22 protein-coding genes, 1 other RNA gene and 1 other annotated feature are annotated in these 25,283 nt (G+C 39.0%); of the genes, 20 read left to right on the forward strand and 3 right to left on the reverse strand.

Features of this window, described 5'->3' with window-relative positions; genetic code table 11:
- From BANA01_RS30075 to yajC, 6 genes are all read left to right on the forward strand, one after another.
- Positions 1–357 (forward strand): hypothetical protein (locus tag BANA01_RS30075; RefSeq protein WP_218008430.1); only part of this gene is annotated, 357 nt, incomplete at its 5' end.
- A 21-nt stretch (positions 358–378) separates the two neighbouring features.
- The gene (gene ruvA / locus BANA01_RS26250) at positions 379–990 is read left to right on the forward strand and encodes a Holliday junction branch migration protein RuvA (protein ID WP_034674918.1); all 612 of its coding nucleotides are present in this window, start codon (positions 379–381) and stop codon (positions 988–990) included.
- A gap of 11 nt (positions 991–1,001) precedes the next feature.
- On the forward strand, positions 1,002–2,003 hold the full coding sequence (gene ruvB, locus BANA01_RS26255) for a Holliday junction branch migration DNA helicase RuvB (protein WP_034674915.1): 1,002 nt from the start codon (positions 1,002–1,004) through the stop codon (positions 2,001–2,003).
- A gap of 25 nt (positions 2,004–2,028) precedes the next feature.
- Positions 2,029–3,057 (forward strand): tRNA preQ1(34) S-adenosylmethionine ribosyltransferase-isomerase QueA, encoded by a 1,029-nt coding sequence (gene queA / locus BANA01_RS26260; RefSeq protein ID WP_034674912.1) that lies wholly within the window; start codon positions 2,029–2,031, stop codon positions 3,055–3,057.
- 49 nt (positions 3,058–3,106) lie between these two features.
- Positions 3,107–4,246, forward strand: coding sequence for a tRNA guanosine(34) transglycosylase Tgt (gene tgt, locus BANA01_RS26265; protein WP_063255353.1), 1,140 nt, complete (start codon positions 3,107–3,109; stop codon positions 4,244–4,246).
- Between the two features lie 29 nt (positions 4,247–4,275).
- Positions 4,276–4,575, forward strand: coding sequence for a preprotein translocase subunit YajC (yajC, locus tag BANA01_RS26270; protein WP_034672633.1), 300 nt, complete (start codon positions 4,276–4,278; stop codon positions 4,573–4,575).
- A gap of 34 nt (positions 4,576–4,609) precedes the next feature.
- Here the strand turns inward: yajC and BANA01_RS26275 are convergent, their stop codons facing one another.
- A complete protein-coding gene (locus BANA01_RS26275; RefSeq protein ID WP_082799687.1) occupies positions 4,610–4,969 on the reverse strand; it encodes a TIGR04086 family membrane protein in 360 nt (119 codons plus the stop codon).
- Between the two features lie 207 nt (positions 4,970–5,176).
- On the opposite strand from BANA01_RS26275, the gene BANA01_RS26280 reads away from it, so the two are divergent.
- Positions 5,177–5,839 (forward strand): DUF421 domain-containing protein, encoded by a 663-nt coding sequence (locus BANA01_RS26280; protein ID WP_034672629.1) that lies wholly within the window; start codon positions 5,177–5,179, stop codon positions 5,837–5,839.
- Between the two features lie 39 nt (positions 5,840–5,878).
- Here the strand turns inward: BANA01_RS26280 and spoVB are convergent, their stop codons facing one another.
- Positions 5,879–7,429, reverse strand: coding sequence for a stage V sporulation protein B (gene spoVB, locus BANA01_RS26285; RefSeq protein WP_034672626.1), 1,551 nt, complete (start codon positions 7,427–7,429; stop codon positions 5,879–5,881).
- A gap of 127 nt (positions 7,430–7,556) precedes the next feature.
- Here spoVB and BANA01_RS26290 point away from each other — a divergent pair, with 127 nt between their 5' ends.
- The 6 genes from BANA01_RS26290 to dtd all read left to right on the forward strand — a co-directional run bounded on the left by BANA01_RS26290 (position 7,557) and on the right by dtd (position 16,200).
- Positions 7,557–7,853: a post-transcriptional regulator gene (locus BANA01_RS26290; RefSeq protein ID WP_034672623.1), complete on the forward strand. Its 297-nt coding sequence runs from the start codon at positions 7,557–7,559 to the stop codon at positions 7,851–7,853.
- A gap of 122 nt (positions 7,854–7,975) precedes the next feature.
- The gene (gene secDF / locus BANA01_RS26295; protein WP_034672621.1) at positions 7,976–10,240 is read left to right on the forward strand and encodes a protein translocase subunit SecDF; all 2,265 of its coding nucleotides are present in this window, start codon (positions 7,976–7,978) and stop codon (positions 10,238–10,240) included.
- A 92-nt stretch (positions 10,241–10,332) separates the two neighbouring features.
- Positions 10,333–12,687 (forward strand): single-stranded-DNA-specific exonuclease RecJ, encoded by a 2,355-nt coding sequence (gene recJ, locus BANA01_RS26300; RefSeq protein ID WP_034672618.1) that lies wholly within the window; start codon positions 10,333–10,335, stop codon positions 12,685–12,687.
- The gene (locus BANA01_RS26305; protein ID WP_034672617.1) at positions 12,687–13,199 is read left to right on the forward strand and encodes an adenine phosphoribosyltransferase; all 513 of its coding nucleotides are present in this window, start codon (positions 12,687–12,689) and stop codon (positions 13,197–13,199) included. Before recJ ends, BANA01_RS26305 begins: the two co-directional genes overlap by 1 nt.
- 347 nt (positions 13,200–13,546) lie before the next feature.
- Positions 13,547–15,742 (forward strand): RelA/SpoT family protein, encoded by a 2,196-nt coding sequence (locus BANA01_RS26310; RefSeq protein WP_034672615.1) that lies wholly within the window; start codon positions 13,547–13,549, stop codon positions 15,740–15,742.
- Positions 15,743–15,756: 14 nt separating this feature from the next.
- Positions 15,757–16,200: a D-aminoacyl-tRNA deacylase gene (dtd, locus tag BANA01_RS26315; protein ID WP_034672613.1), complete on the forward strand. Its 444-nt coding sequence runs from the start codon at positions 15,757–15,759 to the stop codon at positions 16,198–16,200.
- A 79-nt stretch (positions 16,201–16,279) separates the two neighbouring features.
- Here the strand turns inward: dtd and BANA01_RS26320 are convergent, their stop codons facing one another.
- Entirely contained in the window at positions 16,280–18,022 is a 1,743-nt protein-coding gene (locus tag BANA01_RS26320; protein WP_034672612.1) for an N-acetylmuramoyl-L-alanine amidase family protein, read from the reverse strand.
- 162 nt (positions 18,023–18,184) lie between these two features.
- Between BANA01_RS26320 and BANA01_RS30080 the strand changes: the two genes are divergently transcribed.
- From BANA01_RS30080 to BANA01_RS26350, 7 genes are all read left to right on the forward strand, one after another.
- A complete protein-coding gene (locus tag BANA01_RS30080) occupies positions 18,185–18,361 on the forward strand; it encodes a hypothetical protein (protein ID WP_034672610.1) in 177 nt (58 codons plus the stop codon).
- Positions 18,362–18,417: 56 nt separating this feature from the next.
- Positions 18,418–18,700: a binding site (T-box leader), on the forward strand.
- 81 nt (positions 18,701–18,781) lie between these two features.
- Positions 18,782–20,053 (forward strand): histidine--tRNA ligase, encoded by a 1,272-nt coding sequence (gene hisS / locus BANA01_RS26325; protein ID WP_063255354.1) that lies wholly within the window; start codon positions 18,782–18,784, stop codon positions 20,051–20,053.
- 16 nt (positions 20,054–20,069) lie between these two features.
- A complete protein-coding gene (gene aspS / locus BANA01_RS26330) occupies positions 20,070–21,848 on the forward strand; it encodes an aspartate--tRNA ligase (RefSeq protein WP_063255355.1) in 1,779 nt (592 codons plus the stop codon).
- 61 nt (positions 21,849–21,909) lie between these two features.
- A non-coding RNA gene (gene ssrS / locus BANA01_RS26335) (6S RNA) lies at positions 21,910–22,105 on the forward strand.
- A 156-nt stretch (positions 22,106–22,261) separates the two neighbouring features.
- A complete protein-coding gene (locus BANA01_RS26340) occupies positions 22,262–23,029 on the forward strand; it encodes a tRNA threonylcarbamoyladenosine dehydratase (protein ID WP_063255356.1) in 768 nt (255 codons plus the stop codon).
- Between the two features lie 98 nt (positions 23,030–23,127).
- Complete coding sequence (locus BANA01_RS26345) at positions 23,128–24,054, forward strand: ABC transporter ATP-binding protein (protein ID WP_063255357.1); 927 nt, start codon at positions 23,128–23,130, stop codon at positions 24,052–24,054.
- On the forward strand, positions 24,047–24,997 hold the full coding sequence (locus tag BANA01_RS26350; RefSeq protein WP_063255358.1) for an ABC transporter permease: 951 nt from the start codon (positions 24,047–24,049) through the stop codon (positions 24,995–24,997). The genes BANA01_RS26345 and BANA01_RS26350 overlap by 8 nt, the downstream gene beginning before the upstream one ends.
- The last annotated feature ends 286 nt before the right edge of the window (positions 24,998–25,283 follow it).

The following is a 25,283-nucleotide window of genomic DNA, read 5'->3' on the forward strand; positions in this document are numbered from 1 at the left end:
TCCCGTGTGACCGAAAAAGAAAAAAGTGAACTTTTCGGTCAAGTGGAGAGGTCCCGTGTGACCGAAAAAGAAAAAAGTGAACTTTTCGGTCAAGTGGAGAGGTCCCATGTAACCGAAAAAGAAAAAAGTGAATGTTTCGGTCAAGTGGAGAGATCCCATGTGACCGAAAAAGTAAAAAGGAAATCGTTCGGTCAAGTGGGGGTCCATTGGAGGAAATTAGAGGATCTATGGCGCAACCGTACTCTCATATTAAATAAACGAAGCAAATCACAGTTTTTACAGAATATTTTTATTCTTTCTCTTCACAGCTATCTTTTTCAAATCTTTTATTTTTTTATGATAGAATGGAGTACATGAAAGCTGAGGGAGAGAAAGCGATTGTACGAATTTGTAAAAGGAACCGTTGATTTTGTCGGTCCTGAATATATTGTGATTGAGAATAATGGGATCGGCTATCAAATTTCAACACCGAATCCGTTTATTTATTCCAGTAAAATGAATACTAATGTTACTGTCTATACATATCATTACGTGCGTGAAGACTTAATGGCGTTATATGGATTTGAAACAAGAGAAGAAAAAAAGCTGTTTACAAAATTGCTTAATGTATCAGGGATTGGTCCAAAAGGTGCATTAGCCATTTTGGCGTCTGGTGAAGTGCAGCAAGTCGTTTCAGCGATTGAAAGTGAAGATGAAAGCTTCCTAGTCAAGTTCCCTGGGGTCGGCAAAAAAACCGCAAGACAAATGATTCTTGACTTAAAAGGAAAATTACAGGATATTGTTCCGGATTATTTTCCAAATTTATTTAACGCAGATACATTTCCAACTCCAGCACAATCGACCAATCATGCGTTGGAAGAGGCAGTACTAGCCTTGAAAGCTCTTGGTTATTCCGATAAAGAAGTGAAAAAGATTTCACCTGAGTTAAGAAAAGAACAGCTGACAACCGACCAATATATTAAAAAAGCCCTGCAGCGGCTTTTAAAATAAGGTGATTATTCATGGATGAGAGAATTATTTCTAGTGAAGCAAACCAGAACGAACTCTCTTTAGAGCAAAGTCTCAGGCCTCAGAACTTAAGACAATATATTGGTCAAGATCAAGTGAAAAAGAGTCTTGAGATATTCATTGAGGCGGCAAGACTCCGGAAGGAAACATTGGACCATGTTCTTCTCTATGGACCTCCTGGTTTAGGAAAGACGACGCTAGCGGTGATCATTGCCAATGAAATGGGTGTAAACATCCGTACCACCTCAGGTCCCGCAATTGAAAGACCGGGTGACTTAGCGGCTATTCTTACCGCACTTGAACCAGGTGACGTGTTGTTTATTGATGAAATTCACCGACTGCCAAGGCAAATTGAAGAGGTTCTTTATCCGGCTATGGAGGACTTTTGTCTGGATATTGTTATTGGCAAAGGACCAAGTGCCCGTTCTGTTCGACTGGACCTTCCACCGTTTACGCTTGTTGGTGCTACAACAAGGGCAGGCTCTTTGTCAGCTCCACTGCGCGACAGATTTGGAGTTTTGAGCCGTCTCGAGTATTATAAGGAAGACCAGTTGAAAAATATTGTACTAAGAACAGCTGATTTATTTGAAACTAAAATTGACGAGCAGTCAGCTGCTGAGATTGCAAGGAGAGCCCGTGGAACCCCAAGGATCGCCAACCGGTTACTTCGAAGGGTGAGAGACTTTGCTCAAGTGAAAGGCAATGGAGAAATTGATTTGGCGTTAGCTAGAGAATCATTAGAGCTTTTACAGGTAGACAAACTTGGTCTTGATCATATCGATCACAAGCTGCTAAAAGGGATTATTGAAAAATTCCGTGGTGGACCTGTCGGGCTTGATACTATCGCTGCCTCCATTGGGGAAGAGTCTGAAACAATTGAGGACGTATATGAACCATATTTACTGCAAATTGGCTTTCTACAACGTACTCCAAGAGGAAGAATGGTAACAGATTTGGTCTATCGCCATTTTGGCATGGAGCCACCAAAACAGTAATTTTTGATAAGTAGGGATGTTATTTATGAAGGTAGATTTATTTGATTTTCATTTGCCTGAAGAGCTGATTGCACAGGTTCCGCTTCAAAATCGGACGGATAGCAGGTTAATGGTCGTGAATAAGGAAACAGGCGAATTAAAGCATGATATTTTTAAAAATATTAGTGAATATTTGCGTGAGGGGGATTGCCTAGTCTTAAACGATACAAAGGTACTTCCTGCACGCCTTTTTGGTGTGAAAACAGATACCGGTGCCAAAATTGAAGTTCTACTCCTGAAGCAGCTAGAAGGTGACAAGTGGGAAACGCTTGTTAAACCTGCTAAGCGTATCAAAGAAGGAGCAGTAATAGATTTTGGTGATGGATTACTGACAGCTGTATGTACAGGTACTTCTGAACATGGCGGAAGAGAATTAGAATTCAAATATGAGGGTATTTTTTATGAAATGCTGGATCGTTTGGGAGAAATGCCGTTACCGCCATATATAAAAGAACAGCTTGATGACCGAGACCGATACCAAACGGTATATGCCCGGGAACCGGGATCAGCAGCAGCCCCAACGGCAGGGCTCCATTTTACCGAAGAGCTGCTAAGCGAAGTAAAGGAAAAAGGTGTCCATGTTGCGTTTATTACCCTTCATGTCGGGCTTGGCACATTTAGACCTGTAAGTGTTGATGATGTACTGGAGCATGATATGCACTCAGAGTTTTATATGATTACTGAAGGGACAGCAAGGCTGCTTAATGATGTACGTCAAAATGGTGGCAGAATTATAACTGTCGGAACGACATCAACCCGCACACTCGAAACCATCGCTTCAGATAACAATGGTACCTTTGTTGAAAGCAGCGGCTGGACCAACATTTTCATTTATCCGGGGTACCAGTTTAAGGCAATAGATGGCATGATTACGAATTTCCACTTACCAAAATCGACTTTAATCATGCTTGTTAGTGCGTTAGCTGGAAGAGAAAATATTTTGCACGCCTATAATACCGCTGTAAACGAGCGGTATCGTTTCTTCAGCTTTGGCGATGCAATGCTCATTATCTAGGTAACAGGTTAATCATTTTGATTAACCCTTAAGGAAGGAGAAAGATAATTTGACTGCGATTCGATATGAATTTATTAAAACATGTAAGCAGACAGGTGCACGTTTAGGAAGAGTACATACACCGCATGGTTCCTTTGACACACCGGCATTTATGCCGGTAGGAACACTTGCTACGGTAAAAACGATGTCACCTGAGGACCTGAAAGAAATGGGTGCAGGGATTATTTTAAGTAATACCTATCACTTATGGCTTCGTCCTGGAAATGAAATTATAAGGGAAGCAGGCGGTCTTCATAAGTTTATGAACTGGGACCGTGCGATTTTAACGGATTCAGGCGGATTCCAGGTATTTAGCTTGAGTGAATTTCGTGAAATTGAAGAAGAAGGCGTTCATTTCCGTAATCATATGAGCGGGGAAAAGTTATTTTTATCGCCTGAAAAAGCAATGGAAATTCAAAACGACCTTGGTTCCGATATTATGATGGCATTTGATGAATGTCCGCCTTACCCAGCTACATATGAATACATGCAAAAATCAGTAGAGAGAACGTCTCGTTGGGCGGAGCGCTGTTTGAATGCTCATCAAAGACCGAATGACCAAGGACTCTTCGGTATTGTACAAGGTGGAGAGTACGAGGAGCTCAGGAAGCAGAGTGCGAAAGATTTAGTTTCACTCGATTTCCCTGGATACGCAGTTGGCGGACTTTCTGTCGGTGAACCAAAGGACGTGATGAATCGTGTTCTTGAATTTACTACGCCGCTATTACCGACAAACAAACCACGTTATTTGATGGGTGTTGGTTCACCGGATTCCTTGATTGATGGAGCCATTCGCGGGATTGATATGTTTGACTGCGTTCTGCCAACTCGTATTGCCAGAAATGGTACCTTGATGACGAGCACTGGACGTCTAGTCGTTAAAAATGCTCAATTTGCGAAGGATTTCGGTCCGCTTGATCCAGATTGTGATTGCTACACATGCCGAAACTATAGCAGGGCATACATTCGTCACTTAATTAAATGTGATGAAACTTTTGGAATTAGATTAACTAGTTACCATAATCTCTATTTTCTGTTAAAATTGATGGAGAAGGTCAGACAAGCTATCCGAGAGGACAGACTTGGTGATTTCCGAGAAGAGTTTTTTGAACGTTATGGTTTTAACAAACCAAACGCGAAAAATTTCTAATAGATGCATATTGGAAAGGAGGGAAACAGATGCAAGGATTAGGTTCAATCATTCCATTAATATTAATGTTTGTATTATTTTATTTCCTATTAATTCGTCCGCAGCAAAAACGTACTAAAGCGGTTCAACAAATGCAAAACGAATTAAAGAAAGGTGATAAAATTGTCACGATCGGCGGTTTACATGGATTTATCGATTCAATCGATGAAAACAAGGCCGTGATTAAATGTGGAGACGGCAGCCGTCTAACATATGACCGAAACGCGATTCGTGAAGTAACAGAATCTGCAAAGACTTCAACAACTGCAGAAGTTTCTTTAGACAAGTAAGAAAAAAGGAAGCCATTAAATCTGGCTTCCTTTTTTATGCTGTTCTCGAGTTGCTTGTTGCTATATTTACACCAAGGATTCCTCCCATCATAGCAATTAACGTATAACATACATGGTAAATGACTTGTTCCACGTCGAATAGGCGGTCATAGCCTAAGAATTGTGATAAAAAGACAATCAGGCTATAAATTAAACCAGTTACTCCTCCAATCAGCCAGCCTTTGTGCTTACGCTTTCCTCCAGACAGAAATCCTCCGCCAAACAGCCCAATAAAGGAAACTGCAGTAACAATGTATCGAAGTGAGTTTTCTTGGACTGAGGTAAATCTAAGAATCAATGAAAAAATCAAGCTGCTGACAATTGCAAATAAGAAGATAAAAATTAACCCGTACAATATAGCTGTACCAAAGCTTTTTGATTCGATTTTAATCTCCCCCTTCCCAAACCTTAGACAATCAGTTTCTTACCTAGTACAAGCATATTCATCGCTTTTTAAAAGTAGAATAAAAACTTTTTAAAATTTATGGAATATTATTCCTTAAATGATTAAGCGGAAAAAGCGAACAATATCAAAGAGTGTAAAACAAAAGGGGCGGCAGCAGTGGAACAATTCATAACAATTATTCTCCGAACAATATTTTTTTACGTACTTATCCTCATCATTTTTCGCTTAATGGGAAAACGGGAAATAGGAGAGTTAAGCATTCTCGATTTAGTTGTTTTTATTATGATTGGTGAGTTAGCCATTGTTGCTATTGATAATCCTAAACAATCCGTCACGTTAACTTCTGTTGCAATGATATTATTAATGATTATTCAAATCCTGATGGCAAAAATTTCTTTAAAAAGTAAACGATTCCGTGACCTTATTGATGGTAAACCAACGATTATCATAAACAGAGGAAAAATTGACGAAGACGCAATGAGGAAGCAACGATACAATTTTGATGACTTACTCACACAATTACGGGAAAAGGATATCCGCAGTATAGCAGATGTTGAGTTTGCCATTTTGGAGTCTTCGGGGAGCCTTTCTGTCATTGAAAAAATGAATAATCCTAATGGTGAACCTAAGGAAGGAGATATTACGATTCCGTTAATTATTGATGGAGCCGTTGAGGAAGAAAATCTCCAGCGAATCAATAAAACCAATTTTTGGCTTCGTCAGGAATTAAAAAAATTAGGATACCGTGATATTAGGCAGATTTCATTTTGCAGTTATGAAAATGGTAAGTTTTTTGTCGACATTTTGGATGAAGAGTAGGAAGACACGCACTGCAAGCAATACGTGTCTTCTTTGCTGTCAAACCGGTATCAAATTACGTATAATTGGGATTCTCTTCAAATCATCTTTTTTAATTAACCCGCCGATGATGAGCAGAATAATGTAGGCAAGGGACATACCGCTTGCTGCGGACAAAACCCTGACAACTAAATGCTCCCCTAAAAGAATGTGCTCAAAAAGCCAATAGCCTAGATAAGCAGAGACGGCCATAACGATGGCTCCTTTCACGTAATCGCGTATATAAAAACTGAACGATATTTTCTTTAATACCGTAGCGAAATGGAGTACGGTTACGAGTACAAAACCAACGATAATTCCTAATGCAACACCTGTAATTCCAAATGAAGGCTGGGAAGCTAGTAAAAATATTACAGCTGTTTTTACAACCGCCCCTATTAAACTGTTGATCATAGCCGCTCTAGCTAAATTTAGCGCCTGCAAAACAGCCTGGAGCGGTCCTTGATAATAATAAAACAAGAAGAACGGAGCCATGAGACGAATAAAGTAGGAACCTTTTGTTGAGCCATACATGAGCTCCATTAGTGGGTCTGCCAGAACATATAGGACAATAACAGATAAGCCACCTGTTAAAAAGGCAAATCGTAATGCTTGCTGCAGACGGTGTTCAATCAATTTATGGTTATTTTTTGAATTCGCTTCACTAATGGCAGGCACAAGAGACGTCGCTAAAGAATAAGTGATGAACGAAGGCAGCAGTAATAACGGCATGGCGAAGCCTGTTAATGAGCCGTATTGCTTTGTGGCTGCAATGGCTGCAACACCAGCAAGGGCTAAACTATGAGCCACAACGATTGGTTCGAAAAACCAAGATACAGATCCTATCATTCTGCTGCCCATAGTAGGTAACGCAATTTCCATTAATTCTTTGAACGTTTTTTTTCCAGAATGAACAGATTTGAAAAAGTTTTTTCTCACCTTAAAGCGTTTCTTTAATTTAAAGGTAGTCATTAAGTAAAGTAAGGAAACAATTTCGCCAATGATGGCTGCAACCATGGCTGCAGCGGCAGCATATTCAATACCATAAGGCAGGAAAGCTTTCGTCATGACGGCAATTAAAGTAATCCTCACCAGCTGCTCTAAAATTTGTGATACGGCTGAGGGGCGCATATTTTGTCTGCCCTGAAAATAGCCTCTCAAAACGGATGAAACTGCAATAATGGGTACTACCGGTGCTATTGCTACTAAAGGGTAATACGTTCTTGGATCGGTAAAGAGAGTGGTAGATAAAATTGGTGCTAACAAAATTAATGCAGGAGTAAAAATCAGTGATAACGAAATGGTAATTGCCAGAGATACGACTAGAATTTTTTTTACTTCCTGATGATTTCCTTTTGCTTCAGCCTCGGCAATATTTTTTGAAATGGCGACAGGCAGTCCCATTTGAGTTAACGTCACAACAAGGATAAAGGTGGGATACGCCATCATATAGAGGCCGACACCTTCTTCACCAATACTTCTAGCTATGACAATTCTGTTAATAAATCCGAGCACCCTCGTAATTAATCCTGCTATTAATAGGATAAAGGTCCCTTTTAAAAACTTTGACATCCTACTTCCCACCTTCTCAAAAAAGAAGAATTCATATACAATTAATCTATATGCATAAGGGTGGACAAAGCATGACAAGGTGTTTTGATTTTAAAGATAATTAAGAGGGGTCTAGGGAGGCTATTTGATGGAGAAGAGTCATGCGTATAATCATTTTATCAACGAGGTAAAACCAGCTTTAATCAGCAAGTTGGAGGAATTTCGCTTGCTTGGTTATCACGATGTATCAGAAATCGGACTGTGGGATTTTTTAACAAGAAAGAAATGGAAGAAGGCAAAGGAGGATATAAGACTATACGAAATCATAGATGATATCTTATCCGTAAAGGTCAGTGATTATATCAGCTTTACTACCATTGAGATATATAAGAACCATGATTTTAAATTAGAAGATGAAAATGAATGGAAAGAATTACTAAAATAAATTACTTTTTTATATAAAATTGACAGCATTTATAAACTATTTCATAATGAAAGCATGATTTTTTTATATATGGCTTTACGATGCAGTGCTTTGGCTTAAGCCCTAAGGAGGAACAATACATAATGGTTAAGCGCAGTAGAATTATCGCTTTCCTGCTAGTAGTTATACTATTAGGAAGTACAATGGGATTCACCACTTCTGGCATTTTAAAAAATATTAAACTAGGTCTGGACCTTCAAGGCGGCTTCGAGGTTTTATATGAGGTAACTCCAGCGAAAAAAGGTCAAAAAATTGACAAAGAAACCTTAGCTAGCACAGCCGAGGCCCTAGATAGACGAATAAATGTTCTAGGAGTAAGTGAACCAAATATTCAAATTGAGGGTGAAAATCGGATTCGTGTCCAGCTTGCGGGTGTCACGGATCAAAATGAAGCGCGAGATATTCTTTCTACGCAAGCAAACCTTACTTTCCGTGATGCTAATGATCGCGTAATGATGGACGGTGCTGATTTAGCGGAGAATGGTGCGAGCCAAACCTTTGATGAAAATGGAGCACCTAGTGTTTCACTTAAATTAAAGAGTGCTGAAAAATTCAAAAACGTTACAGAAGAAATTGTGAAAATGACACCTAATAATTATCTGGTCATTTGGCTGGATTTTGAAGAAGGAAAAGATTCATTCAAAACGGAAATTGCAAAAGAAGATCCTAAATTTCTTTCTGCACCTACTGTAAGAGAAATTTTTAACCAAAATACAGTTTCCATTGTAGGTAGCTTCACAGCAGAAGAAGCACAAGAGCTTGCTTCCCTTTTAAATGCTGGAGCACTTCCTGTTAAGCTGACTGAAGTTTATTCCACTTCTGTTGGTGCTAAATTTGGTGAACAGGCACTAGACGAAACCATTTTAGCGGGTATTATCGGAATCGCTCTCATCTATTTATTCATGCTTGTTTATTACCGTTTTCCGGGCTTTATTGCTACTGTTACTTTATCCATTTATATCTATCTTGTATTACTAGTATTTGATTGGATGAACGGGGTTCTAACCCTGCCGGGAATTGCGGCTCTTATCTTAGGGGTCGGGATGGCCGTTGACGCTAACATTATCACCAACGAACGAATTAGAGAAGAAATCAAGGTTGGTAAATCCATTAAATCTGCCTTCCAGGCTGGTAGTAAGGGTGCGTTTACTTCCATACTTGACTCAAACTTAACGACAATCCTAACAGCTGCAGTTCTATTCTACTTTGGGACTAGCTCCATTAAAGGGTTTGCCACCATGTTATTGGTGAGTATTTTATTAAGCTTTATAACTGCTGTTTTTGGTTCCCGCCTATTATTAGGTTTATGGGTAAATAGCGGTTTCTTAAATAAAAAGGCAGGCTGGTTTGGGGTTAAAAAATCTGCCATCAAGGACATAGCTGAAAATTATGATACTCTTGATCTTCCAACGAGATGGGATCGTTATGACTTTGTTAAAGTTAGAAAATTATTCTTCATCATCTCTGGAGTACTTATTGCGCTTGGCTTAGTTCTTATCCTAGTATTCCGTCTAAATCTGTCTATTGATTTCTCAAGTGGTACTCGAATTGAAGTATTATCTGATAAGTCTTTAACAGCAGAACAGGTTGAAGCGGCTTTTGAAAAACAGGATATCGAAATTGATGATATAACTCTTTCAGGTGAGAACAATGAAATGGCATCTGTTCGAATGATAGGAGTTTTATCGAAGGATGAAATAGCAGATTTGAAATCAGCTTTTCATGATGAATTTGGCACAGACCCTAGTGTTAGTACAGTCTCTCCGACGGTTGGTAAAGAGCTTGCAAAAAATGGGGTAATTGCTCTCATTATTGCTTCAATCGGAATCATTATCTATGTAACGCTGCGTTTTGAATTTGCCATGGCAGTTGCGGCGATAGCTTCATTGCTTCATGATGCCTTCTTTATGGTTGCTTTTTTCAGTATAACGCGGTTAGAAGTCGATTTAACCTTTATCGCAGCTGTTCTTACCATAATCGGTTACTCTATTAATGATACGATTGTGACCTTCGACAGAATGCGTGAAAACCTACAAAAGAAGAAACGACTCAAAACGTTTGAAGATATTGCTGATGTTGTCAATGTAAGTGTTCGTCAAACATTAACTCGTTCTGTTAATACTGTTTTAACTGTACTTATAACCGTCGTAGCAATGATTGTTTTTGGCAGTGAATCAATCCGCAATTTCAACATTGCTCTGTTAGTTGGTTTAGTAACCGGCGTATACTCATCCATCTTTATCGCTACTAATCTTTGGGTAGTTCTCAAAGCGAAGGAATTGAAAAAGAAGGGTACGATTAAAACGGTTAAGGAAAAGAAAAAATACTCTGATGAACCACAAGTATAAGTTAAGGAAAACCGCCTAGTGCGGTTTTCTTTTTTATTCATTGAACTAAGAAACTTGCTCCTGTATAATAGTAAGGTCTGAGGGGTGAACGCATGTTAAAGTCGAAAACTAGATGGGTTGTTCGTAAATCTGATCAACAACTAGTCAAAACTCTCGAAAACGAATTGAAAATTACGCCACTTGTTGCGTCGCTGCTTATCAACCGCGGATTAGATACCGTTGATTCTGCACGGTATTTTTTATTTGGAAAAGAGCAATTTCATGATCCCTTTTTGTTAAAAGGTATGGATATTGCTGTACAAAGAATTCGGGAAGCTATTGAAAAGCAAGAACCAATATTAATATTTGGAGATTATGATGCGGATGGTGTGAGCAGTACAACGGTATTAATGCTTACCCTTCGAGATTTAGGTGCGAATGTCCAATTTTATATTCCTAATCGTTTTACCGAAGGATACGGTCCGAACGAACCGGCCTTTCGCCGAGCAGCTGAAAATGGAGTCAAGTTAATAATTACTGTAGATACAGGCATATCCGCCATAAACGAAGCAGCAATTGCAAAAGAACTCGGTCTCGATCTAATCATTACCGATCATCATGAGCCGGGTCCCGTATTACCTGAAGCACTGGCAATTATTCATCCTAAATTGCCTGATAGTATTTACCCGTTTCGTGAACTCGCAGGGGTAGGGGTAGCCTTTAAATTAGCCCATGCATTGTACGGAGAAGTTCCAGAGCACTTGTTAGAAATTGCCGTTATTGGCACCATTGCCGATTTAGTTTCGTTAAAAGATGAAAATCGCCTCATTGCAAAAAAAGGTTTGGAAAAACTTAAAGCCACCAGGAATAAGGGTCTAAAAGCAATATTAAAAGTAGCGGGTGTGGACCTACAAAGCATTAACGAGGAAACAATAGGTTTTTCACTGGCACCAAGAATCAATGCAGTCGGAAGATTGGAAAGTGCAGATATGGCTGTCGAGCTTTTGCTTACCGATGATTCATACGAAGCAGAGGCTCTAGCACAAGAAATGGATGAATTAAACAAGACAAGACAGTCTATTGTGAACTCCATAACACTTGAAGCCATTGAAGAGGTTGAAAGAAATTTTCCTATAGATTCAAATTCAGTACTCGTCATCGGAAAAGAAGGCTGGAATGCAGGTGTGATTGGCATCGTAGCTTCAAGATTAGTAGAAAAGTTTTACCGGCCGACAATCGTTCTTAGCTTTGACAAAGAAAAGGGATTAGCAAAAGGCTCTGCACGAAGTATAGCTGGTTTTGATTTGTTTAAAAATCTTTCGGAATGCCGGGATATTCTACCCCATTTTGGCGGCCATCCTATGGCAGCTGGAATGACATTAAAGCTAGCTGATGTTTCTGAGCTGCGTCAAAGATTAAATAATCTAGCAAATGAGCAGTTAACAGAGGATGATTTTATCCCGATTACCACGCTGGACCATGAAATTCAGGTGGAAGAAATTAATTTATCTTCGCTCGATGAATTAAATCTCCTTGCTCCTTTTGGAATGGACAATCCTAAGCCTAAGGTGTTAATCAGTAATGTGGAAATATCGACAATGAGAAAGATTGGGTCAGAACAAAATCACTTGAAGGTTATGGTTAATCGAAATGGTACAAATTTAGATGGAATTGGATTTGGACTCGGACCGTTATTTGACCATATTTCACCAGCCTCAAAAATTTCATTAATTGGTGAATTAGCCGTCAATGAGTGGAATAATAACCGTAAACCACAAATTTTTATCCAAGATGTTTCGGTTGAATCGTGGCAATTATTTGATCATCGCGGGGTAAAACGGATCCACTCAATGGTTACTACAATACCTAATGAAAAGCGTAAATATATTATCTTTAACAGAGACCAGATTGAAAAAATGGACCCTGCTGTTACGAGTGAGGTTATACTCATTGAAAATGAAGCAGAAGCTAAGGCATTCGATTCTCATCAGGCCAATGTGGTACTCGTTGACCTGCCGCCGTCAAAGGACCTGCTGCATCATTTATTCAATGGGAAACGTCCTGCTCGAATTTATGCGTTTTTCCATAAAGAAAATAGCGATTTCTTTAGTACGATTCCTACAAGGGATCACTTTAAATGGTTTTATGCATTTTTGTTAAAAAAAGGTCCGATAGATTTGGGTCGTTATGGGGATGAAATCGCTAAGCACCGTGGCTGGTCAACGGAAACGATAACGTTTATGTCAAAAGTGTTTTCTGAACTAGATTTTGTTACAATAAACAATGGATTTATTACTTTGAATCAACAATCACAAAAGCGTGACCTTACTGATTCCGTTACCTACCAAACCAAACAGGCTCAGTTTGCACTTGAAAGAGATTTATTATTTTCATCCTTTCAACAATTGAAGAGCTGGTTTGACCAGGTTATAGAAGAATCAGTTACTACCCGAGGAGGCATTACGTAATGGACTTAGAGCAATTTATTGCAATCGTACCAGATTACCCAAAACCAGGAATTTCATTCAAGGATATTACTCCATTAATGAACAATGGAGAAGCCTATAAGTATGCAACAGATCAAATTGTTGCTTATGCAAAAGATAAACAAATTGATTTAATTGTTGGTCCTGAGGCAAGAGGTTTTATCATTGGCTGCCCAGTTGCCTATTCTTTAGGCATTGGCTTTGCTCCAGTTCGTAAGGAAGGAAAGCTTCCTCGTGAAACAGTTAAAGTAAGCTATGGTTTAGAATATGGAAGTGATGTTTTAACCATTCATAAGGACGCAATTCAGCCTGGACAACGTGTATTGATAACTGATGACCTATTAGCAACAGGTGGAACCATCGAAGCAACAATCCAATTAGTTGAACAGCTTGGCGGTGTAGTTGCAGGAATCGCTTTCCTGATTGAATTATCTTACCTTGAAGGACGTAAGAAACTCGACGGCTACGACATCATGACATTGATGAATTATTAATAGTACCCGAGGGCACTCGTAAATGAGTGCTCTCTTGTTATAGAAGAAAGCTATTTTTTTTATTGAATTCACTGTATTTCGACACTTTTTTCGCAAAATACAGTAAAATAATATCATTCCCTTTACATCTGAGCGTTTTTTTTCGATAATAGTAACAATCGTTAGTAACTAGTTAACATAGATAAACATTTAATAATATAGGTTTTTTTCGTAAAGATTGTAGTTGTTAAAATCTTAAAGCCGATTTTAACCAGGATCCAAACTGTTTTGTGCTTGAAATTAAGATTGTCAGCTCTTTTCTTTGAAAAGAGCCATAAAAAAATGAGACGAAAAATAAGGTGATTTTTATGGCGAACGATCAAGTGTTAACCGCCGAACAAGTCATCGACAAGACGAGAATCTATTTGAACGAAGAGCATTGTGAATTTGTAAAGAGAGCCTACGAATTCGCAAAACATTCTCATCGTGAACAATATAGAAAATCAGGGGAGCCTTATATTATTCATCCTATTCAAGTTGCTGGTATACTGGCGGATTTGGAGATGGATCCTGAAACGGTTGCCGCTGGTTTCCTCCATGACGTTGTTGAAGATACAGATGTTACCTTAAAGGACATCGAGACGGAATTTAATGACGAAGTGGCCATGCTTGTCGACGGGGTTACGAAATTAGGAAAAATTAAATATAAATCACACGAGGAACAGCAGGCCGAGAACCACAGGAAAATGTTTGTGGCTATGGCTCAGGATATCCGCGTAATTTTGATTAAGCTTGCTGATCGTTTGCATAATATGAGGACGCTTAAGCACCTTCCTGTTGAGAAGCAGCGCCGGATTTCAAATGAAACACTTGAAATCTTTGCACCTTTGGCCCATCGTCTTGGAATTTCTAAGATTAAGTGGGAGCTGGAAGACACTGCATTAAGATACTTAAACCCACAGCAATATTACCGTATTGTTAACCTGATGAAAAAGAAGCGTGCAGAACGGGAACAATACTTAGTCGATGTCATGGACGAGGTTCGCAGTAGAATGAATGAAGTGTCCATTAATGCAGAGCTTTCTGGAAGACCAAAGCATATCTATAGCATATACCGCAAAATGGTGCAGCAAAATAAACAGTTTAGTGAAATCTATGATTTACTTGCCGTTCGAATAGTAGTTAATAGTATCAAGGACTGCTATGCTGTCCTAGGAATCATCCATACATGCTGGAAGCCTATGCCTGGAAGATTTAAGGATTATATCGCCATGCCGAAGCCGAATATGTATCAATCTCTTCATACCACGGTGATTGGTCCTAAGGGTGATCCTCTGGAGGTTCAGATTCGAACGTCTGAAATGCACAGAATAGCAGAATTCGGTATTGCCGCTCACTGGGCGTATAAAGAAGGCAAAGCGCTTAGTGATACAACCTCTTACGAACAAAAATTAACTTGGTTTAGGGAAATCCTTGAGTTTCAAAATGACACTGCAAATGCTGAAGAGTTTATGGAATCATTAAAAATTGATTTGTTCTCTGATATGGTTTTTGTGTTTACACCAAAAGGAGATGTAATTGAATTGCCGTCCGGTTCGGTACCTATTGATTTTGCTTACCGAATTCACTCTGAAATTGGGAATAAAACAATAGGGGCAAAAGTGAACGGTAAAATGGTCACACTTGATTATCGACTCAAGACTGGTGATATTATTGAAATTCTCACCTCTAAGCATTCTTATGGACCAAGTCAAGACTGGTTAAAACTTGCACAAACTTCACAGGCAAAGAACAAAATACGTGCCTTTTTTAAGAAGCAGCGCCGGGATGAAAATGTCGACAAAGGCAAAGAGCTTGTAGAAAAAGAAATCCGTGCCATGGAATTTGATTTAAAAGAAATTCTAACCGCTGATAATTTGAAAAAGGTAGCTGAAAAGTTTAATTTTGCCAATGAAGACGATATGTATGCAGCGGTCGGCTATAATGGTGTAACTGCACTGCAGGTCGCGAATCGTTTAACCGAAAAATGGCGTAAAAAACGGGACCAGGAGCAATCTGCGACGATTACAAATGCTATTTCTGATATGAAAGCATTCCCATCTACGAAAAAGCGAGAGTCCGGTGTTCGCGTTGCCGGAATTGATAATTTATTAATCCGTTTATCACGGTGCTGTAATCCTGTTCCGGGTGACGAAATTGTTGGATTTATTACAAAAGGACGCGGTGTTTCTGTTCATCGTGCCGATTGTACAAATATCGACTCTAATGACGCGCAAACCAGGTTAATACCAGTAGAATGGGAGTCCTCATTAAATGACCGCAAAGAATATAATGTGGATATCGAGATTAGTGGTTACGACAGACGTGGTTTATTAAATGAGGTTCTTCAAGCAGTAAATGAAACAAAAACGAATATTTCAGCGGTTTCTGGCCGATCTGATCGTAATAAAATGGCGACAATCATTATGTCTATAGCAATTCACAATGTCAGCCATTTGCAAAAAGTTGTTGACCGGATTAAACAGATACCAGATATTTATTCGGTTCGCCGGATTATGAATTAGGAGTTTACAAAAAAATGCGAGTAGTTGTACAGCGCAGTAAGAATGCAAAGGTAACAGTTAACGGAGAGATAACGGGACAAATTTCTAAAGGTCTTGTCCTTCTTGTAGGAGTAACACATCAGGATACAGAAGAAGACGCAGCCTTTCTAGCAGATAAAATTGCAAACCTAAGGATATTTGAGGATGACGCCGGAAAGATGAATTTATCCTTATTAGAAGTTGGCGGTGAAATTCTTTCTGTATCTCAATTTACTTTGTATGGTGATTGCCGTAAAGGCAGGAGACCCAATTTCATGGAAGCGGCGAGACCAGAACAGGCAAACCCTCTTTATGAAACATTCAATGGTTTATTACGTGAAAAAGGTATCAAGGTTGAAACGGGTATCTTTGGGGCGATGATGGACGTTGAATTAATCAATGATGGTCCCGTTACATTAATTGTAGAGAGTAAAGGTTAAAAAATGCTTGGCACTTTTATAGCTGCCAAGCATTTTTTATGTCTAGCTGCAGCGCCTGTGCAAGGCGCCGCAGTTTTTCTCATTTGTCTTTAAAATACCGTGCTAGACCATTATATATACCAGTTGCTGCATTCTCTTGGAATTGCCCTGATGTTAGTGTCATTTCTTCCGCTGAATTACTTAGGTAGCCCAATTCCATCAGCACTGCCTGCCTTTGATTTTCACGAACAACATGGAAATCACCAGTACGGACACCGCGGCTTTTTAACCTTGTTTGGGCATTCGTAGAGTTATATACATATTCAGCCAGCTTTTTTTGATAGGAATGATAGTAAAAACCTGTCATCCCGCGGACACTTCGGTTTAGGTTACTATCATAATGTAAGCTGATAAACGCATCTGACCGATGAACACTTGCTAATCTCACCCTTGAGGGAAGCGGGAGGAAAGAATCACTGCTTCTTGTAAGAAAAACATTCGCTCCAGCTGCTTTTAACTTGTCAGATAATAGGTAAGCCGTACGCAGTGTTAATTCTTTTTCAAGAGTACCACCTGCACCAGTAGCCCCATTATCAATTCCACCATGCCCAGGGTCAATCACAATAGTCTTGGATCTTAAATAAGCTTCTGCCCCTTGTTTATTAATCCCGGGTCCAGTTCCATTGGTGGTTACGAGCCATCCAGCAATAAACCCTTTTAATCCGTTTGGTAATGTAATCTCGTACCAATCATTTTTAACACTGCTTATTGGAAAGGACTCTCCCTCGTTAGCTCGTAGAAGTACGTTTGATTGAACGGTAGGATCCTTCCTTATATTCGTTCCGTTATGTAGTATGGTAACTTTGCTGTCTTTAGCAAGCTCTGTGGTAGTTGCTTTATCTTTGTTGAAATACCAGCCTGCAGCCCAGCCGAAGTTTCCAGGTGTATATTCGATTTTAAACCAATTATTCTTTTCATCTAAAATGGTAAACTTCTGCCCTTTTGTAATGGAACCAATAATGGCTGAATTTAAGGAAGAATCGCTGCGAACACTTAGATTACTGGCGGTTACTGTCCCAATTGTTCCATTAACAGGATTTGTTTGCTGATTTTCAGTTCCCATTTGAACATAATCAGCACTAATCCAAGCACTTTGGTTGGAGTATTTAATTTCAATCCAATTATTCTTTTTTGAATAAATACTAATAGAAGTTCCTTTTGCAAGTTTTCCGATAATACTTCCTGTAGTAGAAGGTTCATTGCGAACATTTAAAGTATCTGTAACGATACCCGTATCAATCGATTTGTTGTTATTTTCTTCTTTGGAAGTAGTAGTAGATTTATTATTAAAATCTAGATATTCTCGTGCAACCCAGCCTTCCCCAAAACCAGCTGCTATTTTTACCCAGTTTTCATTTTCATCCGTCACACTGACAGCTTGTCCTTTATTTAAATATCCAATGATACGAAAATTAGTTCCTGGACCAGAACGCACACGTAATTGATCGGTATTCGCCTCTGCACTCTTTTTATTTGAGCTGCCAGAACCAGTTGTGGTGGTTCCATTTGTTGTTTTGGTAACAACCCAGTTGGCAACCCAGCCGGTTTTCGCAGCGAAAAGTTGAATTTGAATCCAATCGCCTTGCTCTTTAATAATTGTGAATTTTTCTCCCTTTTTTACTTGTTTCACAAGCTGGTAGCTTAGGCTTGGACCATTACGGACATTAACTGTATTTTCAGCTATAGTAACTGTTCCATTTGCTGCCAAACCTATATCTTGCGGAAGGAATACTCCGAAGACTACCGTGAAACAGACTAACAAAAGAATAAATCTCTTTATCATCCACTCTCTCCCTTCACGATATCTTTCATTTTAGCGTAAAAGGGCATGGAAATCATTCCTTAATTGTTAAATATCTACTATTTTGAAATTTTTTATGACATGTAAGTTTTTACGAAGGATGGAAATAATAAAAACTATAGTGAAGATACGAGGTGATGGGTGATGAGATCGAGCGATAAAACAAATAGCATTCAATCCATGGACAGCAGGCTATTTGGTGTAGATTTTCATGATTTTATACAAAGTGAGCAGCATAATACGACGTTTGAGCTTGCCTCCGAATTTGGACTAACGATCGGCGATGTTAGAAAGTTGAAAAAACATCTCGAAAGATCCTAAATCCTTCTTGACATTGGATTGAATGCTCCGTAATATTATATAAATAAAATACACATGGATAACCAATGATGGAGCATAGTAATTAAGACCAAACATGAAAAGAGAGGAAATGCCCTGGGCTGAAAGCATTTCTACATGATACTTAATGAATGAACACTCCGTAGGCTTCTCTCTGAAAAAGGTAACGGTAGTCGGAATAATTCCGCCTCTGCTGGAAAACTTATTTCCAACTTTATTAGGAGCAGAACGTAAGCAGGCGTTAACTGTAAAAGAGGAAGTGCATGAAATTAATGCCTTCAACTAGGGTGGCACCGCGGGAATCTAACTCCCGTCCCTTGTATTTATACAAGGGACGGGAGTTTTTTGTTTTTTATAGAAATTTTTATTACATAAAAAGTTATGGTAAGGAGGAATTCAGCTATGTCGATTAGCATTCCAAGAGGTACGCAGGACATTCTGCCTGGAGAGGTAGAAAAATGGCAGCTGATTGAAGCAAAAGCGAGAGAGCTTTGTGAGAAATATCAATATCAAGAAATCCGGACTCCAATCTTTGAACATACGGACCTATTTTCTCGTGGTGTCGGTGATACAACTGATATTGTCCAGAAAGAGATGTACACATTCGATGATCGTGGAGGCCGAAGCCTCACACTAAGACCAGAAGGTACTGCTGCTGTAGTAAGGTCGTTTGTTGAGAAAAAGATGTTTGGTTATCCAAATCAACCGGTTAAGCTTTATTACATGGGACCGATGTTCCGATACGAACGCCCGCAAGCAGGACGCTTCCGTCAATTTGTTCAATTTGGTATTGAAGCATTGGGCAGTAATGACCCTGCAATTGACGCAGAAGTTATTTCACTTGCAATGAACTTGTACAAGGAAATGGGCTTAAAAAAGCTAAGGCTTGTGATCAATAGTCTTGGAGATAAGGAGAGCAGAACTGCTCACCGAAATGCGTTAATTAATCATTTTCAGCCAAGAATCGGAGAGTTTTGCCAGGATTGCCAAAACCGACTTGAAAAAAATCCATTGAGAATCCTCGATTGCAAGCAGGATCACAATCACGAATTAATGAAAACTGCGCCATCTATTATAGATTATCTAAATGATGATTCTAAAGCTTATTTCGAAAAACTACAGCAGTATTTAACACAGTTAGAGATTGAATTTGTTGTAGATCCGAATCTAGTGCGCGGTTTGGATTATTATAATCACACAGCATTTGAAATTATGAGTGATGCGGAAGGTTTTGGGGCGATTACGACATTATGCGGAGGCGGCCGATACAACGGTTTAGCTGAAGAAATCGGCGGTCCTGAAACTCCGGGAATAGGATTTGCTATGAGTATTGAACGCTTCATAGCAGCACTCAATGCGGAAGCAATCGAGCTGGAGATTAATCAAGGCATTGATTGTTATCTTGCTGCGCTGGGTGACCAAGCAAAAGATTATACAGTAGGACTGCTTCAGAAACTCCGACTTGCAGGTGTATCTGCAGAGCGTGATTATTTAAACCGAAAAATTAAAGGACAGTTTAAAGCAGCTGACCGATTGAATGCAAAATATGTTGCCGTTCTCGGTGATGATGAACTCACTAATAATAAAATTAATCTAAAAAATATGGCTACAGGCGAGCAAAAGGAAATAGAATTAACACAATTTGTAGAGTATTTCCAAGAACTTAAGAGATAAAAGGAGAGGATATTTTATGTATGGGAGAACGTATTTTTGTGGCGATGTACCAGAGTCAGCGATTGGTGAAAAAGTAACACTTAAAGGCTGGGTATCAAAACGCCGGGACTTGGGTGGATTAATTTTTATTGATCTGCGCGACCGGTCAGGTATTGTCCAAGTTGTATTCAATCCGGATGTATCGAAAGAAGCATTAGAAACGGCTGAGAAGATTCGCAGCGAGTATGTGCTGGATATTCAAGGAACGGTCATTAGCCGTGAGGCTGGAACGATAAATCCTAATTTAAAAACCGGGAAGATTGAAGTTCAGGCTGAAAATGTAACCATCATTAACGAGGCTAAAACACCGCCTTTTACGATTTCTGATAAAACAGACGCATCCGAAGATGTGCGCCTGAAATATCGTTATTTAGATTTCCGTCGTCCGGTGATTTTTGAAACATTAAAGATGCGTCATCAAGTTACAAAGCAAATCAGAGATTTTCTTGATTCAGAAGGATTTTTAGATATTGAAACACCAATCTTAACAAAAAGCACACCAGAAGGAGCTCGTGACTATCTTGTACCGAGCCGTGTTCATCCAGGTGAGTTCTATGCACTTCCACAATCACCACAGTTGTTCAAGCAGTTGTTAATGCTAGGTGGAATTGAACGTTACTATCAAATTGCCCGCTGTTTCCGTGACGAGGATTTGCGTGCGGACCGTCAGCCTGAGTTTACTCAAATTGATATTGAAACTAGTTTTCTTGGTCAAGAGGATATCTTGAGCTTAATGGAAAAAATGATGACAGGGCTGATGAAGGAAGTAAAAGGACTTGATATTACTACTCCATTTCCACGAATGACATATGATGAGGCAATGAGCCGATTTGGATCGGATAAGCCTGATACTCGTTTTGGACTTGAGCTGGTCGATCTTTCTGAAGTAGTTAAGGAATCAGGTTTTAAGGTCTTTGCTGCTGCGGTTGCAAATGGTGGTCAAGTAAAGGGTATTAACGTAAAAGGTGCTGCTGAAAAATATTCTCGTAAGGATATTGATGCTCTAACAGAATTTGTGGGAGTTTATGGAGCAAAAGGTCTTGCGTGGCTGAAGGTAGACGCAGAAGGATTAAAAGGTCCAATTGCTAAGTTCTTTGCTGAGGAAGATTCTAATGCTTTAAGAACAGTTTTAGATGCGAATGAAGGAGACCTTCTTCTATTTGTCGCAGACAAGAATAATGTGGTTGCGGATGCCCTGGGTGCACTACGTTTAAAGCTTGGTAAAGAATTAGGTTTAATCGATCAAAGCAAGTTCAATTTCTTATGGATTACAGATTGGCCGTTGCTTGAATATGGTGAAGAAGAAGGCCGTTATTATGCTGCCCATCACCCATTCACTATGCCGGTTAGAGAAGATCTGCCATATTTAGAAACAGATCCTGCTAGAGTAAGAGCACAAGCATATGACCTTGTATTAAATGGTTATGAGCTTGGTGGCGGTAGTTTGAGAATATTTGAACGTTCTGTACAAGAAAAAATGTTTACTGTTCTTGGATTCACACCTGAAGAAGCGCAAGAGCAATTCGGTTTCTTAATGAACGCTTTCGAGTATGGTACACCGCCGCATGGTGGAATTGCTCTTGGATTAGACCGTTTGGTCATGCTGCTTGCAGGCAGTTCTAACCTGCGTGATACCATTGCTTTTCCAAAAACCGCTAGTGCTAGCGACCTGTTGACTAATGCACCTGGTGCGGTTTCTGAAGCTCAATTAAAAGAACTTCATTTGTCACTAAATGTTAATAATAAAAGTGAGTGAAACGCTTTCATAAAACCTTGAATGGTTAAACACTTTATGATATTATTAAGTCAATCAAATAAGTGTCCTGAAATGTACGTTGTATTACCTAACTTTTGACCAACATTATTTCTTCGGGAGTCTGGGTTTTCAAGCTGCGTAAAAGCCTCAACCTATACGGTTAAAGGGACTTACAAAAACTTGGAACAAGACACCCACCTGCGAGAGTGGCGGGATCAAAAGAAGGAACCAAGCGCGACGGCACCATTGGGACCCTTATAAAAATAGTCTCCTGCATAAGCAGGGGGCTATTTTTATTTTTTCGGTTTATCAAATAATCCCTATTGATATACTTGAATTTATAGGGGAGTATGTTATATTTTTTTAGGGTAAAAGATATAAATAAGTCGAATTTAATTTTTTGGAGGATCCACATGCTGCATCAATTTTCTCGTAATGAACTTGCCATAGGCAAAGAAGGCCTTGATATCATGAAAAACTCAACAGTAGCTGTACTAGGTATTGGTGGTGTGGGCTCTTTTGCTGCTGAAGCGCTCGCACGATCTGGCGTTGGTCGTTTGATATTAGTCGATAAAGACACTGTTGATATTACGAATGTAAATCGTCAGCTCATCGCACTTTTATCAACGGTTGGACAACCCAAAGCTGAACTCATGAAAGAACGGATTAAAGACATTAATCCTGATTGTGAAGTTATCGCCTTGAAAATGTTTTATACAGAGGAGACGTATGAGGAATTCTTTAGCCATGGCTTGGACTTTGTCGTCGACGCTTCTGATACGATTATTTATAAAATTCATCTTATGAAAGAATGTCTAAAAAGAAATATCCCGATTATCTCAAGTATGGGTGCAGCCAACAAAATGGACCCAACTCGCTTTAAAATTGCAGATATTTCAAAAACACACACGGATCCAATTGCGAAAGTCATTCGTACAAAGCTTCGTAAAGAAAGAATTCACAAAGGCATCCCTGTTGTCTTTTCTGATGAAAGCCCGATTGTCATTCGTGAAGATGTCAAGAAAGAGGTTGGGAATGCGAACGCGCCAATTCGAAAAGCACAAATGCCGCCATCCTCTAACGCCTTCGTTCCATCTGCTTGCGGATTAATAATGGCAAGCTATGTAGTAAGGCAATTACTTGCAGATATTAAAATTACACGTGTAGCGGACGAAAAATAGTTGTAAGCCCTGAACCTCAAAGTTCGGGGTTATTTTTTTAAATAAATGGGAAATTTTCACTATAATACGGTAAACTTGATGGAAGGAGGGGATTATCCTTGGAATCAATCGTAGTCATTAAAGATGTTACCAAAGTGATTAAAGGAAGAACGATAATAGATAATATCAGTTTCAACGTACATAAAGGTGAGGTATTTGGATTTTTAGGACCGAATGGAGCTGGTAAAACAACAACTATTCGAATGATAGTCGGTCTGATAGATATTACATCTGGGGATATTATGATTGGTGGTAAAAGTATAAAAACAAATTTTGAGGACGCAGTGAGACATGTCGGAGCGATCGTTGAGAATCCCGAAATGTACAAGTTTCTTAGCGGCTACCAAAATCTAATTCACTATGCACGTATGGTAACAGGAATTACGAAGGAAAAAATCGACGAGACCGTTAAACTTGTCGGATTAACAGACAGAATTCATGATAAAGTAAAAACTTACTCACTTGGGATGCGGCAAAGATTGGGATTGGCACAGTGCCTTTTACATGACCCAAAAGTATTAATCTTGGATGAACCGACAAACGGACTAGATCCGGCAGGGATCAGAGAGATTCGCGATTATATCCGTCTGCTCGCAAGGGAAAAAAATATGGCAGTCATTGTTTCAAGTCATATCCTTTCTGAAATGGAAATGATGTGTGACAGGATTGGGATTATTCAAAATGGGCAGCTAATTGACGTTCAATTGGTACAAGAGTTTGTACATGGCAACAGTGCAAGTTTTGAGTTTGAGGTGATTCCAAGTGAAAGAGCACTTAGTCTCGTGAAATCAAACTTTACCCATATCCCTGTCAATTCTTCGCGAAATGGCATAACGCTGGAGCTGCCAAAGGAAAATGTACCTGCTATGGTTAAGCTGTTCGTTGAAGAGGATATTCAAGTGTTTGGAATTAAAGAAGTATCAAAAACATTAGAAGATCGCTTCCTTGAAGTGACGGCAAATAAGGGAGCGATAGACCATGATTAATTTAATCCGTAATGAATTAATGAAGATTTTTAGAAGGCCAGGAACCTATGTAATGATGAGTATTCTAGTAGTCATTATCTCGGTCACAGGAATCTTTATGAAATATAATCTGGTTGAAGAGGAACCGAATGTTACGGAGGATTGGAAGCCAGTATTACAACAGGAAAATGAAGCATTGAAAAAACAATTAGAATCCAGCTCTATTAAAAGGGAGCAAGAATATTATCAAAAACAAATTGCTATCAATGAATACAGGTTAGAGCATGATATTCCTTTTAGGGAAAAATATAATGGCTGGTCATTTGTAAAAGACAATTCTGAGCTTATTTTATTAGCAGGACTGTTTACCATTGTGATTTCTGCAGGAATCGTTGCAAGTGAATTTAATTGGGGCACGATTAAACTCTTGTTAATCCGCCCTATCAATCGAAGTAAGATTTTATTATCTAAGTATTTAACTGTACTATTATTTGCTTTGATGATGATAGGAATCTTATTTTGCTTTTCAGCCCTGCTTGGAGCCCTTCTTTTTGGACTGCCGGAACAAGCACTTCCTTATTTGAATTATTTTAATGGCAAAGTCACCGAACAGAATATGATTGTTTACTTAATTATTTACTATGGATTAGGTTCGATTGAAATGATTATGCTGACAACGATGGCATTTATGATTTCATCCGTGTTTCGAAATAGCTCTTTGGCAATTGGGTTATCTTTATTTTTAATGTTTACGGGTGGACAATTCACAGCACTATTGTCAATGAAGTTTGATTGGGCTAAATATATTTTATTTGCGAATACCAATTTAATGCAGTATATCGAGGGAACCCCGCTTCTTGAGGGGATGACAATGTCATTCTCTATCATTATGCTGATCATCTATTTCGTGATTTTTCAATTCTTGGCTTTCTATGTTTTTAAAAAGAGAGATGTTGCTGCTTAAAAAGAAGACCTCTGGGGATTTAGTTAACGGGTTTACTTGTAGGGTGTAAAAAACGTTAATTCAAGATCTAATCAGATAGTAAATCACATAAATTTCACAACACAATTTACAGTATATTTTCACATTCAAAAGGCTTAGAGATATTTTTTCATTCTCTAAGCCTTTTTTGTTTTATCTTTTTTCACTTACATGCCCGCAAGGTGTACACGTCATGAGTCACTTAAGCGAGTTTGATAAAGAAGCGGAGAAATTTCCCTTAATTAGGGAATAGCACGGAAAATAGCTT

It is taken from the genome of Neobacillus niacini NBRC 15566, assembly GCF_001591505.1.
GTDB classification, from domain to species: Bacteria; Bacillota; Bacilli; order Bacillales; family Cytobacillaceae; genus Neobacillus; species Neobacillus niacini.